Source organism: Prochlorococcus sp. MIT 1314, from assembly GCF_034093315.1.
Taxonomy (GTDB): domain Bacteria; phylum Cyanobacteriota; class Cyanobacteriia; order PCC-6307; family Cyanobiaceae; genus Prochlorococcus_A; species Prochlorococcus_A marinus_Y.
Map to the genome: position 1 here is coordinate 1181468 of NZ_CP139300.1, position 15050 is coordinate 1196517.

Sequence of the window (15050 nt, forward strand, 5' to 3'; positions counted from 1 at the left end):
ATCCTTGGGGATGTAATACAGGAATGATTTCCAGTAACGATTTTCGCACAGGTACCACCATTGAATTGGATGGACAGGTTTGGCGTGTTGTAGAATTTCTACATGTCAAGCCTGGTAAGGGTTCTGCTTTCGTGCGAACAAAATTAAAATCAGTTCAAAGCGGCAACGTTGTTGAAAAAACTTTTCGAGCCGGAGAATCAGTACAGCAGGCTATCCTTGAGAAGTCTAACCTGCAACATACTTATGTGGAGTCTGGAGATTATGTTTTTATGGATATGACAAGTTTTGAAGAAACAAGACTTTCCGTTGAACAAATCGGTAAAGGCGCAAAGTATTTGAAAGAAGGAATGGAGGTTAATGTGATTTTCCATAATGGTAAAGTTTTAGAAGTGGAACTTCCTATATCTATTACTTTAAAAGTTACACAAACTGATCCCGGTGTTAAAGGAGATACTGCTAGTGGGGGCACAAAACCAGCTATTCTAGAAACAGGTGCTCAAGTTATGGTTCCTTTATTTATTTCTGAGGGGGAAATGATTAAAGTTGATACTCGTAATGATAGTTATCTTGGACGTGAAAATTAATGACTATGAAATTAGATCACGAAGACTTAAATCGCTTAATTGAAAAAATCTCAACAAGCGATATTCAAGAATTCTCTCTAGAGGGAGAAGACTTTAAACTCGAAATCAAACGGAATTTATTTGATCAGAACCAATTTACTAATAATTTAGTTTCTAATAATTTATTTGAAAGGCAAATAAATGCTAATCAAAAAGCCGTAAATGAAAATGTCTCAATAATTAATGAACCTGAGACGCCACAGGTGGCCCCTCCTGGGAGTGCAGACCTTACTGAAATTACTTCACCTATGGTTGGTACCTTTTATAGGGCCGCAGCCCCCGGAGAGGAGCCATTTGTTGAGGTAGGAAGCAATGTTAAGGTCGGTCAAACTATTTGTATTTTAGAGGCCATGAAGTTAATGAATGAAATTGAATCCGAATTTAACGCTGAAATAATAGAGATTCTCGTTGAAAATGGAACACCAGTTGAGTTTGGTCAAGTTTTAATGCGTGTTAAGCAGTCTTGAATTTTTTAGTCATTTCTATGGCAGCCTTTATAGCCTCAAGCATGCTTTGAGATTGAGCTATTCCTTTGCCAGCAATATCAAATCCCGTTCCATGATCTGGAGATGTTCTGATAAAAGGTAAACCTATTGTTGTATTTACCGAGTAATTAAGAGCTATTACCTTCATTGGAATTAAACCTTGATCATGATACATAGCAAGAATCCCATCATGTTTGTCAGAATCTTTGTTTCTCCAAGCTTTTGCGGAAGAATTCCAGCAACTATCTGGTGATATAGGGCCTAATAATTTAATATCTTTATTCTTCTCATTCCAAGTAATCAATGCATCAATAAGCCAATCTTGTTCTTCATTACCCAAAATACCTTCTTCGCCAGCATGAGGGTTTAATCCTGCAACTTTTAAAATAGGTTTTTCATTATATGCCATACAAAATTCTTTGAAAAGATCTAATTTAGAGTGGATTAATTTTGTATTAAGCCTCTTTGGTACCTCACAAAGCGCTATGTGCGTCGTAGCAAGTAAGGTATTGAATCTCCAACCTGTAATTGGTGATTTAGCTGTGAATAACATTCCAACATTTTTTACTCCACACGATTTAGCTAAAACTTCAGTCTGCCCGGAGAAGTAATGCCCTGCTAGTGACCATGATTTCTTGCAAATTGGGCCAGTTACAAGTGCTGACTTAGGATATTGTTTTACAATTTCAATTGCTTTTTTTAAGTAATAGAAGCTTGAATTACCATAACTTGATTTAGATTCATTATCAGATTGAGAAATTTCCAGATCATAAATTTGTAAATTATTAGGATTTGCTAGATTTCCCAATCCTAGAGTCCTTAAATGTGTATATGTATTTTGTAGATTTTTTTTTGAACCAACTAATATAAAGTCAATATTTTCTGGTATCTCATTAGAACAAAGTGCTTTTAAAATTATTTCAGGACCTACACCAGATTCATCTCCGACGCTCAATACAATTTTAAATCTATTATGAGTATTTTTAATATTCATTAAAAGTTTATAATTTTTTTAACTATTGAAAAAGCAGTTTTTTAAGCCTAATTTATAGTTTTTATAAATTAGCTTATATCCAATTGTTTCGCATAATAGTTTATTAGAAACTCTTCTATTTTCCATCCAAAAAGATTGAGCTATTGGTGATAATTGCTTTTTTGCTTCTTTAAATAATATTGGCTTTGGCATTTTTAAACCAAGCAGATCGTAACAAAATTGAATAACTTCAATTTGAGAACAGGGTTCATCATCTGCAATATTAATTATTTGGTGAAATTTTAAGGAATCTTTATTTTGTAATATATAAATAATCGCATTTGTAATATCAGCAACATGAATTCTTGAAAATACTTGATCTTTTTTAGATATAATACGAATTTTTTGATTTCTGATTGCTTCAAAAGTGGATCTTCCAGGACCATAAATACCGGGTAATCTAAAAATTTGTACGGGTAAACCAGATTCAATCCATTCTTTTTCGCAATTTAATCTATTAAGACTTCTTTTTTGAGAAGGATTAGGTTGGTCTATCTCAGAAACCCAATCACCTGCAGTATTTCCATACACTCCTGTAGTAGATAAATATCCAACCCATTCAAGGGATAAACTTTGTAGTTTACTTTGCAGACTTCCCAATACTGGATCTTTACCATTTTGGTCGGGAGGTATGCAACTAAGAATATGCGTGACTCCATCAAAAATTTTTTCATCAGGAATAACGTTGGTTGCACTATTAAAAACAAAACTATTTGGATCGTTGTTCTCAGATCTAGAACTTGTTAAGGCAGTACAACCAAATTTTCTTATGGTATCTGCAAAAAAACTACCGCTAAACCCGCATCCTAAGATTAAAAATTTAGTTTTATTTCCTAGTAAACTTGCGATATTCTTCATATGGCATTAATGTAGTACATATGTATTATTAAATGATGAAGACAGCTATTAAACCTGATTTAAAATCAAAAACTTTGTACACCAGCAAAAGTTCTAATCTTCTGAGAGAAAAAGAAATAGCTTTAGTCAATATTAAATTCTATCAAAAATTATTTGTTGTAATTATTTCATTGTCTACATTTTTAATATTCCCAGAATCGCCAAGAGAATTGGAAAATATATGCGAGAGCTATAATTCTAGAAAAATATGTAATGTTTGGTAGTCAAGCTGCGTTATAATTTGGTTCATCTGTTTCGTAATTCTTATTACTTACCTTAAAATTAGGATTAGCCCATTGCAATAATCTTATAGCTAATCTTAAATCTCCTTCTAACCAGGCTCTTATAGCCATTGCTCTTCTAGGATCATAAAATTTTTGTCTTCTATACCAATACAAAGCATTTTCATCTGATTTATCCCCATTACAAGAAAGGCACGCAGGGACACAATTTTCTGTTGTACTCAAGCCCCCTTGGCTACGTGGTAAAACATGGTCAATTGATTCAGATGGTTTTCCGCAATATATACAACTTTTTCCTGTAAATCTATGAATTGACTTTCGCCATTGTCTAAATCTGAACTTAGGACATAAATCCTCTAAAAATACCGCATCATTAATGTGCATTCAGATTATTACTTTAAATAAATAATGTCTTGAATATATAAAAAGTCAATATTTATTTATTTTTTTTAGTCTGAAATCGCAAGTAAAAATGTAATTTAGTGCTTATAGATACAAAATAAAATTTTTAAAAATATAATTAAAAAACTCCAACTACTTTATTAATAGCTATATCTTTCAATTGTCTCTTCTGAAAAATTTTCATTAGTTTCTTCTAGTTCTTTTTCTAACCTTTTTCTTTTCTTTTCTTTTTCTTCAGCTTCTTTTTCTTTTCTTTCTTTTTCCTTTTCTAAATCTCTTATTTGTTGTCTATTGGGGTGCAGTTTATCTAGGTATTCAACACAATAGCTGAAGGTTTCTCTATCTCTTATAACTGATTCAGTAATTTGTGCTGCGGCTTGTTTAGGTGAGACTTTAAAAAACCCTCCTTTTTGTTTTTTTATATATGTATAAGCTGCATCCCAGCTACTTTCATGATCATTTCCTCCATCTCGCATGGTACAGAAAATTTCTGCTCCAAATGATCCTGCATTAACTTTGGATGTTTGAAGCGATAAAGGGACTATTATTCCTAGGGTGAAAAAAATTAATTTTTTTTTAAATCTTTGCATTTAATTTTTGCCTCCCATATCAAAATATCTTTTATTGGAAATATGTCTATAGATATTTAAGATTTTATAACTCCAAATAAGTTCAAGCATTTGACAACTAATGGAAGAATTAGTAACACAGTAATCAACCTTACTGCATGGAGAGTCGCGACTGCAGCTCCTACCCCATATTCAGACCCTACAAGACTCATACCGCTAATACCTCCTGGTGCGGCACCTAGAATGGTTGTTATCACATCTATATTAAGTAATCTGCTTGTCCACAATCCAATTGCTAATCCTGTTAAAACTAAAGTAAAAGTTATTAAAATCGCAGGCCTCCATAAGCTTTGAAGATCAACTAATGAGTCTTTAGTTAACGATGTACCAATAACGGTTCCAATTCCAATTTCTAATATTGTTCTTGTGCCTATTGGCCACTCTGCTACATCGACTTTGCCAGTGATGCTAATTATGCTTGCACCTATTAAAGCGCCTGCAAGAGGAGCCGCAGGTATACCTGTTTTTAGAGCTAATGCTCCAAAGATTCCACCTGCAATTAGGTAATAGATTAGATTTATGTTAGGCATAATTTTGAGAGATGTTTGGACATAATATTAGAAAAAATTCTTTTTGCTTGAGTTTATAGTCAAATTATATTTTTGTTTTTTTCTCGTATATGTCCCATTTTGTTGGCATAATGTTATGTAAAGCATGAATTTTATGTCTTCTCAAATTTCATATAAATCTAATAGAAGCCGCATAAAGAAAAAATTATCTTTTTTTGAGGGTGGTCATCAACTTGAAAAATTAGAGTTTGCTCTAGCGATAGCTCAAACTAAGGGAGATGAAAAAAAATCATCAATTCTAAGAAAAAAAATTGTTGAATTAGGCGGAAATATTGAAGAGCCAGGCACTTAACTCAATCTGCATCAAGATATTGAGATGCCACTACTAATGCTTCGCCAGCTTCTTTAGCAGTTATTTTTTCTAGATCAAGAAGTGCTTTACTCATAGCAGAAATTATTGTAATGATGTCTCTATCATTTACATACCCTAAGTGGCCGATTCTAAAGATTTTCCCCTTTAAGTGATCTTGACCACCAGCAAGTAGGATATCAAACCTATTTTTTATTGTCTTTCTAAATTCTTCAGCATCCATTTCTTCGGTTTTGATTGCAGTAATCGAAGGGCTTAAATATTGTTCATCTGCAAATAATTTTAGATTTAAAGCCTTTATAGCATTGCTAATAGCTAATTTATGTTTATTATGCCTGTGAAAAATGTTGTCTAAGCCTTCTTCTCGCATCATTTTTAACGCTTCATCTAAAGCAAAAACCAAATTAACTGCTGGAGTATATGGATTACTGTTGCTTAAAAGACTTTTTTTATAGGATTTTAAATTTAAATAAAATTTTGGTAAATTAGATTTTTCTGAAGCTTCCCATGCTTTTTTGCTCATTGCTATAAAACTAAGACCGGGGGGTATCATGTATCCTTTTTGTGATCCAGAAGCTACGATATCTAAATGCCATTCATCTACAGGTACATTGCAAGCTCCAAGACTTGTGACGCAGTCAATAATTGATAAAGCTGTTTTGTGTTCGCGAATATATGAACTTATAGTTTCTAGATCATTAATGACACCTGTTGAGGTTTCAGAATGAGTTAAGATAACCGCCTTTATTTCTTTTTGTTTATCTTCCTCTAAAACCTTTTTGAATTCTTCTGGATCAAGTGGAGTGCCCCATTCGGAATCAATTTTTATTACTTCTAGACCAAATTCTTTAGCAACTTTTACCCATCTTTCTCCAAATTTTCCATTTTCTCCACAAATAACTTTATCTCCTTTACTTAAGGTATTTATTATTCCAGCCTCCATTGCGGCAGTCCCACTACCAGTAATTGTTAGAACATCATTTTGAGTTTGATGAAGCCACTGTAAATTTTTAGTAGTACTTTCTACGAGATCTTGGAATTCTTGACTGCGATGGCCTATTGGATGCTTACTTAATGCTTGTAAAACTTTTTCTGGAACTGGTGTGGGTCCAGGAATCATCAATGATAATTTTTGTTGTATGGCCACTTTGTGTTAAATAGGTCATTCTTAGATTAGTTCTCATTATATACTTTTCAATTACTTGATTTGAAAAAAGGATTTTCTTTACCTTTGTGGGTTGCTGGAGCTGCTAGGTCAGCATTAAAAAAACTAGTAGGATTACCATTTGAGAAATATGAACTAATAAAAATTCCTAATGAAAGAAAAGAAATAAAAATAGAGATTCATTCTGTCGGTTTACTTAAAGACAACTCGCATGCATTAGGAATTTCTTATGCAAAGTCTGGCTTAGATCTTGATATTACACAAAACTTAGAAATATGGACAATAGCTTCTTTAGAAAAAATTTCTTTTAATAATCCTCTTCAAACAATTCCAATAAATATTATTGCAGGTTCTGGTGTAGGTATAAAAAAGGATACATCAGAGATATGCATTTCTGATTTTGCAAAAGAAGTTTTATATGAAAATTTATTAGATAGAATTCCTGAAGGCTTTAATTTGAATTTAGAAATTATTTTCCCAAATGGGGTGTTTTTAGCTGAAAGAACTAGTAATAAGTCATTTGGTATTGTTGATGGATTATCTATTATTGGTACTTCTGCTGAGACTTATTCGAGTGCTTCGCCTGATCAATTAGAAGAGGCTAAAATTAAGTTGGCAAAGTTAATTCAAAATGATTTTAAAGGGAAAGTTGTTTTTGTTATTGGTGAAAATGGGTTAAATTTGGCAAAAACTTATAATGTTAATTTGCCAATTATCAAAATTGGAAATTGGATAGGACCATTATTAGTTGATGCTGCAATAAAAAAAGTTAAAACTGTAATTCTTTTTGGTTATCATGGAAAACTAATTAAATTAGCAGGCGGTATTTTTCATACACATAATCATTTGGCTGATGCAAGAATCGAGATTCTTGTTTTCTTAGCTGTTCAAGAAAAGGTACCATCCGAAATAATAGTTGAATTATCTAAATTAAATAATATTGAGGATGCACTACTAATTCTTGAAAGATTTAATAAATATTTAGCTGATAAATTATTCAATAATTTATCAAATACCATTGAAAAGCGTTCTTTTGCTTATGTAAATAGGTATGTAAAAACTGATATGGAAATCGCATCAATCATTTTTGATAGAAAAAGGAAAATAAGGTGGGCTGGAATTTACGGTAATAATTATATTTCTCATTTTCAATGCGATTAATTTGTTATTCATTATGCTTTTGTAAATAAATTGAGCTAACTTTTATACATGAGTCAAACATCTTTAAAAAAAGAACGAGATCCTTCAATATTAATTTTAGATTTCGGATCTCAATATTCTGAATTGATTGCAAGAAGAATTAGAGAAACTAATGTTTTTTCTCTTGTAGTAAGTAATTACATTTCAATTGAGGAAATTAAAAATATTAACCCTAAAGGGATTATTTTGAGTGGAGGCCCAAATTCTGTTTATGAACAAAATTCACCTAAGTGTGATGAAAAAATTTTTAATTTAGGAATTCCTATTCTTGGCATATGCTATGGAATGCAATTAATGGTCAAAGAACTCGGAGGATCTGTTATTTCAGCAACTAAAAGAGCTGAATATGGTAGAGCACCAATAAATTTAGACCAAGAATCTGACCTCCTTTCTGATGTAGAAGATAAATCTATTATGTGGATGAGTCATGGCGATTCTATTAATTGTTTACCTGATGGATTTAACAAAATTGCACATACCGAGAACACGCTCCATGCAGCAATTTCAAATGATGTAAAGAAATTATTTGGCGTACAATTTCATCCTGAAGTTATTCATTCAGAGTTTGGGATGAGGGTAATTAAAAACTTTGTTTATAAAATTTCTTGTTGTGCGGCTGATTGGACAACCGAAACTTATATAGAGGAAACTATTCCCAGGATAAGAGAGCAAGTTGGCAATAAAAAAGTTTTGCTTGCCTTATCAGGAGGAGTTGATTCCTCAACTCTTGCTTTTCTTCTCAATAAAGCTATAGGAAATCAGCTTACATGCATGTTTATAGACCAAGGTTTCATGAGAAAAGGTGAACCAGAATTTTTAATGAATTTTTTCGATAAGAAATTTCACATAAAAGTTGAATACATTAATGCAAGGGAAAGGTTTATTGCCAAATTAAGAGGCATTACTGATCCAGAACAAAAAAGAAAAATTATAGGTGAAGAATTTATTAGAGTATTTGAGGAAGAAAGCAATCGATTGGGACCTTTTCAGTATTTAGCCCAAGGTACTCTTTATCCTGATGTTATTGAAAGTGCTGGCACTAATATTGATCCTAAAACTGGTGAAAGAATAGCTGTAAAAATAAAGAGTCATCATAACGTGGGCGGATTGCCAAAAGATTTACAATTTAAATTAGTTGAGCCATTAAGAAAACTTTTTAAGGATGAAGTCCGAAAAGTGGGCGCTGCTTTAGGTTTGCCAGATGAAATTATAAAAAGGCATCCATTTCCAGGCCCTGGATTAGCTATAAGAATTTTGGGAGAGGTAAATAATGAAAAACTTGATTGTTTAAGAGATGCAGACTGGATAGTAAGAGATGAAATTAAAAAAGCAGGTCTTTATAATGATATTTGGCAAGCTTTTGCAGTATTGCTACCTGTTAAAACTGTGGGAGTGATGGGAGATAAAAGGACTTATGCATGGCCAATAGTTTTACGTTGCGTATCAAGTGAGGATGGTATGACAGCGGATTGGTCAAAAATTTCTTTTAAGATTCTGGAGAGGATTGCAAATAGAATCGTAAACGAAGTAGATTCAGTTAATAGAGTTGTTTATGATATAACAAGCAAACCTCCTGGAACCATTGAGTGGGAGTAAGTTAAAAAATTTTCTAATAAATTTATTACTTTTTTATGTAAGAAATATTTTTAAATGAGATATTTATCCTAATGAACGAGATTATTAAATTAAGTAGATCTACTGTTGAGAAATATCTTAGTTGTCCAAGATGTTGTGTACTTGACAAAAAATATAAGATAAAACCACCATCATTACCATTCACTCTAAATATCGCTGTAGATAATTTGTGTAAAAATGAATTTGATTATTACAGAAAAATTCAGAAGCCACATCCTTTATTTATTGAATATAGTGTTGATGCTGTCCCTTTTCAACACAAAGATTTAGAACGCTGGAGAAGTAATTTTCAAGGAATAAGATATAAGTCAATTGAACATAACTATGATTTTGGTGGAGCTGTGGATGATATTTGGCAGAAAAAAAATGGTGATCTTATTATCGTTGATGTAAAAGCCACATCTAGAAATAATTTTGATTGGTCTGAGACTTTTAATAAATACGAATATGCAAAAGCTTATAAGAGACAATTAGAAATGTATCAGTGGCTATTTAAAAAAAACGGTTTTCAAGTAGCTAAAGAAGCTTATCTTTTATATTTCAATGGAAAGAAAAATGAAGAGTTATTTAATAACCAATTAAATTTTGACGTACATCTAATTAAGTTAGATTGCTCTACTTCATGGGTAGAAAACAAGATAATTGATACGGTTAATTTATTACGTTCGGATGTTTTTCCAAAACCTTCCTTAGATTGCGAATACTGTAATTATTTAAAGAAGCGTTGGCAGTTATCAATAACTTAATATTCATGGGATAATTTTTTTATATTTCTGGAAAAATAGTGAATTAAAGATAATCTTTAATTAGATTATTAATTTAAAATTTTGATAAAGTCAAAAAATTCTGAAAGAAAGATAACTAATCATCTTCAACAAGATGTAGTTAAAGTATCTGGTAAAACAATTTTTATTAATCCTTTTTTATATTGGCGGAGATTTGACGAAAATACTAATAGATGGCTTAGAGAACCTGGTCAAATGTCAGATGATCAAATTTCACCAAACAGGAACCGTTTTTATCCAGAAATAGAGTGGTCTGATTTATGTCATGAGCAAAAGCTCATAAAAGATGCAACTGTTGAGATGTTTTTAAAAACTCTTGAATTGATAAGTACATTTCATCCTTATCTTAGTTCCGGACAATTATTAGAAGTAGAGAGAAAAATGGCGATTATAAAAAAGATTCCTTTCGAAAAGTGGGTAACAAAATCTTTTGCCAAAAAAGCGAGATTATTAGAAAAAGAAAAAAGAAAATTTCAAAGAGAAAGATTTTTTCGTAGCTGGAGAGAATGGTTTAGTCTTGTAAATACTCAACAAGCCATTTTGCCGTTAATAGTTACGATATTTATTTCTTCATTTATTGGATGGTCTTTAGGGATATCCAAGAATAGTTGTAATCCTTATTTTGAACAAAATATAGATCAATTAAATTAATTTGTTTTTGATATTTTTTAAGTATCAAAGTTAATATAATTTTGAAAAAATAAATTTCTTATTTAAGATTATATTAATTGGGTATTTGCTTAAATAAAGTATTAGTTTCATGAGTGAAAATTTGAATTCAAATAATATTGAAAATGATGAGGTTAATCTGAACAATGAAGATAGTGATTATAAAGATTTAATTACTAGACTTAAAGAGATAAAATCAACCATTGCTTTACTAGAAAAAAAAATATTTAAATAAATTTTATATTTTTGATAAAAACAGGTCCTAATAAAAAACTTTTTTCCTTAAAGAGACAACCTCTAGTCTTACTTATTTTTTCTTCTATTTCATTTTTATTGATTTTATTTAGGTTAATTTTTTTACAACTTTTAAATTATGAATCTTATAAAAAAATGTCAGACGAGAATAGGATCAGACTTATTGCTTCGCAGCCAATACGCGGAAGAATACTGGATAAAAATGGTTATGTTTTAGCAGATAGTAGGGTTCAATACTCGTTAATAATAAAGCCTCAATCTGTTAATAAAAGCAATTGGGAAACACATAAATTAATTATTTCCGAGTTGTTAAATCTTGATAGTAATTTAATTCAAAGAAAATATTTGACTGGTCTCAGGAATCAAAAACTTTCAGTAACTATTCTTGATGATTTAAATGGAGATCAATTAATAAAATTTAAGGAAAATGAAGATAATTTATTTAGTTTTGAAGTAGCGACGAAATTAATTAGAAATTATCCTTATCAATCTGTTGCTGCGCATGTAATTGGTTATACTCAGCCAATCACTGAATCAGAATATAAATTTTTATCTAAAAAGGGGTATAAATTAAATGATTTAATAGGGAGAACTGGAATTGAATATGTTTACGAAGATTTGATAAGAGGTGAATGGGGTGGCGAAATGGTTGAAGTCAATTCTTTAGGTAAGTTTCAAAGATCATTAGGTGTAAAACCATCAATACAGGGTAATGATATTGAATTGACAATTGACATGAATTTACAATTAGTTGCTGAGGAAGTTCTCAAAGACAAAAAAGCTGGAGCAATAATAGTTATGGATCCAAGAGATGGTGCAATAAGAGCGATGGCTAGTAGACCTACTTTTGATTTGAATTTTTTTTCGAAGGATTTTAAGCCGGAAAAAGAATACAATAAGATATTTAATTCTCCTGAAAAACCTCTTTTTAATAGAGCATTAAATGCTTATGATCCAGGAAGTGTTTGGAAAATTGTAACCGCTTTAGCTGGCTTAGAAAGTGGGAAATTTCCCAGTGATACTATGTTAGATACGAAACCATGTATCACTTATGGGAGTCAATGTTTTAGGGAGCATAATGATTTAGGCTTTGGGGTGATAGGTTATGAAGATGCTTTAAGAGTTTCAAGTAATACATTTTTTTACCAAGTCGGATATGGTGTTGGAGTTGATGAAATTCATGAAGTCTCTAAAAAGCTTGGTTTTAATTCTCTATCTGGAATTGAAATTTCTGAACAAGAAAATATAGGCTTGGTTGCCAGTAGTCAGTGGGCAAAGGAAGGTAGAGGCTGGGGAGAGCCGGGAAGAACTCCTTGGTTGCCGGAAGATATTGCTAGTATGTCTATTGGACAAATGGTTGTTCAAGTAACCCCAATACAAATAGCAAGAGCGTATGCTGTTATTGCTAATGGAGGTTATTTAGTAACTCCTCATTTAACTAAAAAATATAGAGAATCTTTTTCTGATAAATCTAGAATCAGGCTTGATATTGATCCTAAGCACATCCAGTTATTAAAAAGTGGTTTACGAAAAGTTGTTGAATCTGGAACAGGTGTACAGATTAATATTGGAGTCACTAATTTGCCCCCAGTCTCTGGTAAAACTGGAACCGCTGAAGATTGGAAGACTGGTTTAGACCATGCTTGGTTTGTATGCTTTACTCCATCAGAGAAAAGTGAATTACTAGTGGTTGCTTTTGCCCAAAATACACCAGGTGGTGGGTCAGTTCATGCACTCCCTATGGCGAAAGAAATTTTAAAAGTTTGGAATAAAAATAATTGATAATAATTTTTTAATTATAAATTTTATGTTTTTATTTTTTTCATTTGAAAAAGTCTTTGAATAATATCTTCAATGGTTTTGGTATCTATCGGTTTACTATATGAGGACAAAAGTTGTCTCCCTAATACCTGACTTCCTAAATGCACTAATTGAATGCGTAATGAAGTGAGTAACTCTAACCCTATCCCACCAGAGAATGTTGCAATTGCTATTGGTTGACCATTAAATAAATTCCTAAAGTCATCTCCTGAAATAGATAACCAAGCTATGAAGTTTGAGAGAATAGGAGGTATAGATCCATTATATTCTGGAGCACAAATTACCCACTTTTCTATTGCGAAAAGCTTTTTTTTTAATTCTTCTATTTCAACTGGGACATTTTCTTTGCTGTGAATTCTTGGATTAAATAATGGAATATCAAGAGTCGTAAGATCTAATATCTCAGAACTTATTTTAAGTTCATTACTTTTTTCGAGGAATTTTTCAGAAAGTTCTAGATTTTTCCCGCAACTAGCAGTAATGATTATAAGATCTTTTGATTTAGTCATAAATTAGATAAATAAATTTAATAGTTAGCACCAGTTTTACGGTGATGAACCGCTGTCAGACTATCGGATTTTAGTATATTACCGTGTAATACTTCAGCGTATATTACCCAATGATCCCCACATTCCATTCTCTCTTTTACAGAAGCGTCTAACCATGCTAAAGATTCAGGAATGATTATTTGTTCATTAGGAGTCAATTCAATATCTAAACCTTCAAATCTATCTTCTCCTGGTGCAAAAGGTTTTGTAAATCTTTTCAAAGGTTCTTTAAAATCTTTTTCACTTAGAATATTTAATGCAAATGAATCCCCTATTTGCAGAAGAGACTCTACCGATCTATCTTTTGCTACTGCGATACTTAATCCAGGTGGAGAAAAACTTGCTTGACTAACCCAAGATGCAAGCATAGCTCCTTTGAGATTATTCTCATCTTTGCCTTTAGAGGCGGTTAGAACACATAGCGAGCCAATTACTCTTCCAAGAGCCTGCAATTTTGGATCTGTTTTACTTGTAATCATTCCAGTATCTGATTTTCTGGATTTTTTCTTTGCTTTTTTTATGATTTTTCTTCCAAAGTGAGTTCCTATTTCTTCAAGCTCTTTAATCTTTGGTTTATTTGGACTGAATTTAATTCTTATAGGGTCAAAACTAAACTTAAAACCACCGTCTTTTAATTTCGTTTCAAGTAAATCTATTGCTTCGCCGCTCCAGCCAAAACTACCAAAAATTCCCACTGGTTTTTCTCTATTACCTTCTGATAATAATGTTCCTAGTGCACTAACTATTGGAGTTGGAGCGTGACCTCCTAGTGTGGGGGATCCGATTAAATATCCATCTGCATTTTTGATAGATTTTATAAGTACATCATTAGATGTTAATTCACAATTAATACTTTCCACTTCTACTGAAGTTCTATTTATTCCTTTAGCCAATGCATCACCTATTGAGGCTGTATTTCCATATGCACTTGCATAAATCAAAGCAATTTTAAGATTATTTGTTGAGAGATTTTCACCCCATCTAATGTAGTCATTTAAAAAGCTTTTTAAGCTATATTCAATAGCCGGACCATGTAATGGTGCAATAATTTTAATATCGTAATCTGTAATTTTTTCAGTTATTGATGCCACTTGACTAGACATTGGTGCCATAAGGCAATCATAAAAGTGTTTCCTATCAATTTCTGTACTAACTCGATTTGTCTCAGACCAATATTCAGATGCAATATGAGCAGAAAAAATTTTTTCACTTAGAAGTATTTCTTGATTACGTTCATAAATTATTAGACCTCCAGGCCAACGTGCTGTTGGAATAGGAATTAACTCTAGTGAAATATTATTCAACTCTAAATGCATTTCCTTTTTGATTATGTTTATTTCGGGTAATTGAATTTCAATAAAGTTTTCCAAGTTCGGATTTCTTTGATTCCAAAGTTCGGAAATCAGTTTAAAGCCAGGATTTGAACAAGTAATCGTTAAGTTTTCAAATTGTGTACTAATTTTTTTAATAGTTTCTATGATTTGAGGATTGATATGTCCAGAAATGACGTTAATTTTATTTAATTGAAATTGATTAAATAACTCAGATATTATCTCATTAAATGAATTTAAATGTTGTTTTTCAGGTGGGTGAATAATAATAAGTTCTGTATTATTTCTAATTAAAAAAGTATTAAAAGAGGTTCCTTTTTCGAGGTTGAACTCAAGTTCAAATCTTTCTTTATTTTGATCAAGAAATCTGATACAAGTAAAATTTTCAGTAATTTCAAATTTTGAAAAGTTTTGATTTTTTGAAAGTAAACTTGTATTAATTCCTGCCATT

Annotated in this window: 17 protein-coding genes and 1 pseudogene; 10 read left to right on the top strand and 8 right to left on the bottom strand. The window is 31.5% G+C overall.

Annotated features, from left to right (window positions below):
* The first annotated feature begins 23 nt into the window (after nucleotides 1–23).
* Both efp and accB read left to right on the top strand, forming a co-directional pair.
* Nucleotides 24–584, top strand: a complete 561-nt coding sequence (efp, locus tag SOI86_RS06705; protein ID WP_320682509.1) for an elongation factor P — start codon at nucleotides 24–26, stop codon at nucleotides 582–584.
* The gene (gene accB, locus SOI86_RS06710; protein ID WP_320681065.1) at nucleotides 584–1090 is read left to right on the top strand and encodes an acetyl-CoA carboxylase biotin carboxyl carrier protein; all 507 of its coding nucleotides are present in this window, start codon (nucleotides 584–586) and stop codon (nucleotides 1088–1090) included. Before efp ends, accB begins: the two co-directional genes overlap by 1 nt.
* On the opposite strand, the pseudogene pdxA reads toward accB, so the two are convergent.
* Both pdxA and SOI86_RS06720 read right to left on the bottom strand, forming a co-directional pair.
* Nucleotides 1067–2102: pseudogene (gene pdxA, locus SOI86_RS06715) on the bottom strand (4-hydroxythreonine-4-phosphate dehydrogenase PdxA). The gene accB and the pseudogene pdxA overlap by 24 nt on opposite strands.
* A gap of 18 nt (nucleotides 2103–2120) precedes the next feature.
* Nucleotides 2121–2999, bottom strand: a complete 879-nt coding sequence (locus tag SOI86_RS06720; RefSeq protein ID WP_320681066.1) for an NAD-dependent epimerase/dehydratase family protein — start codon at nucleotides 2997–2999, stop codon at nucleotides 2121–2123.
* 35 nt (nucleotides 3000–3034) lie between these two features.
* On the opposite strand from SOI86_RS06720, the gene SOI86_RS06725 reads away from it, so the two are divergent.
* Entirely contained in the window at nucleotides 3035–3262 is a 228-nt protein-coding gene (locus SOI86_RS06725) for a transcription factor TFIID (protein ID WP_320681067.1), read from the top strand.
* Here SOI86_RS06725 and SOI86_RS06730 read toward each other — a convergent pair whose 3' ends face one another.
* From SOI86_RS06730 to SOI86_RS06740, 3 genes are all read right to left on the bottom strand, one after another.
* Nucleotides 3263–3664: an HNH endonuclease signature motif containing protein gene (locus SOI86_RS06730; RefSeq protein ID WP_320681068.1), complete on the bottom strand. Its 402-nt coding sequence runs from the start codon at nucleotides 3662–3664 to the stop codon at nucleotides 3263–3265. It lies immediately after the preceding gene.
* Nucleotides 3665–3822: 158 nt separating this feature from the next.
* Nucleotides 3823–4272 carry a DUF6554 family protein gene (locus tag SOI86_RS06735; protein WP_320681069.1) on the bottom strand — a complete coding sequence of 150 codons (450 nt, stop codon included), beginning with the start codon at nucleotides 4270–4272 and terminating at the stop codon, nucleotides 3823–3825.
* A 56-nt stretch (nucleotides 4273–4328) separates the two neighbouring features.
* Nucleotides 4329–4841: an AbrB family transcriptional regulator gene (locus SOI86_RS06740; RefSeq protein ID WP_320681070.1), complete on the bottom strand. Its 513-nt coding sequence runs from the start codon at nucleotides 4839–4841 to the stop codon at nucleotides 4329–4331.
* 133 nt (nucleotides 4842–4974) lie between these two features.
* Between SOI86_RS06740 and SOI86_RS06745 the strand changes: the two genes are divergently transcribed.
* Nucleotides 4975–5172: a hypothetical protein gene (locus SOI86_RS06745; protein ID WP_320681071.1), complete on the top strand. Its 198-nt coding sequence runs from the start codon at nucleotides 4975–4977 to the stop codon at nucleotides 5170–5172.
* Nucleotide 5173: 1 nt separating this feature from the next.
* Here the strand turns inward: SOI86_RS06745 and SOI86_RS06750 are convergent, their stop codons facing one another.
* Nucleotides 5174–6310 carry an alanine--glyoxylate aminotransferase family protein gene (locus SOI86_RS06750; protein WP_320682510.1) on the bottom strand — a complete coding sequence of 379 codons (1137 nt, stop codon included), beginning with the start codon at nucleotides 6308–6310 and terminating at the stop codon, nucleotides 5174–5176.
* 87 nt (nucleotides 6311–6397) lie between these two features.
* On the opposite strand from SOI86_RS06750, the gene cbiD reads away from it, so the two are divergent.
* The 6 genes from cbiD (at nucleotide 6398) to mrdA (ending at nucleotide 12681) form a co-directional block, all read left to right on the top strand.
* Nucleotides 6398–7516, top strand: coding sequence for a cobalt-precorrin-5B (C(1))-methyltransferase CbiD (gene cbiD / locus SOI86_RS06755; protein WP_320681072.1), 1119 nt, complete (start codon nucleotides 6398–6400; stop codon nucleotides 7514–7516).
* A gap of 48 nt (nucleotides 7517–7564) precedes the next feature.
* Nucleotides 7565–9151 carry a glutamine-hydrolyzing GMP synthase gene (gene guaA / locus SOI86_RS06760; protein WP_320681073.1) on the top strand — a complete coding sequence of 529 codons (1587 nt, stop codon included), beginning with the start codon at nucleotides 7565–7567 and terminating at the stop codon, nucleotides 9149–9151.
* Between the two features lie 71 nt (nucleotides 9152–9222).
* On the top strand, nucleotides 9223–9936 hold the full coding sequence (locus tag SOI86_RS06765; RefSeq protein WP_320681074.1) for a PD-(D/E)XK nuclease family protein: 714 nt from the start codon (nucleotides 9223–9225) through the stop codon (nucleotides 9934–9936).
* 81 nt (nucleotides 9937–10017) lie between these two features.
* Nucleotides 10018–10626, top strand: a complete 609-nt coding sequence (locus SOI86_RS06770) for a hypothetical protein (RefSeq protein WP_320681075.1) — start codon at nucleotides 10018–10020, stop codon at nucleotides 10624–10626.
* Nucleotides 10627–10735: 109 nt separating this feature from the next.
* Nucleotides 10736–10879 carry a hypothetical protein gene (locus tag SOI86_RS06775; RefSeq protein ID WP_320681076.1) on the top strand — a complete coding sequence of 48 codons (144 nt, stop codon included), beginning with the start codon at nucleotides 10736–10738 and terminating at the stop codon, nucleotides 10877–10879.
* A gap of 11 nt (nucleotides 10880–10890) precedes the next feature.
* Entirely contained in the window at nucleotides 10891–12681 is a 1791-nt protein-coding gene (gene mrdA / locus SOI86_RS06780) for a penicillin-binding protein 2 (RefSeq protein WP_320681077.1), read from the top strand.
* A gap of 23 nt (nucleotides 12682–12704) precedes the next feature.
* Here mrdA and SOI86_RS06785 read toward each other — a convergent pair whose 3' ends face one another.
* Together SOI86_RS06785 and SOI86_RS06790 are read right to left on the bottom strand one after the other, a co-directional pair.
* Complete coding sequence (locus SOI86_RS06785; RefSeq protein WP_320681078.1) at nucleotides 12705–13229, bottom strand: NAD(P)H-dependent oxidoreductase; 525 nt, start codon at nucleotides 13227–13229, stop codon at nucleotides 12705–12707.
* Nucleotides 13230–13246: 17 nt separating this feature from the next.
* Complete coding sequence (locus SOI86_RS06790) at nucleotides 13247–15049, bottom strand: diflavin flavoprotein (protein WP_320681079.1); 1803 nt, start codon at nucleotides 15047–15049, stop codon at nucleotides 13247–13249.
* Nucleotide 15050: the final 1 nt, after the last annotated feature.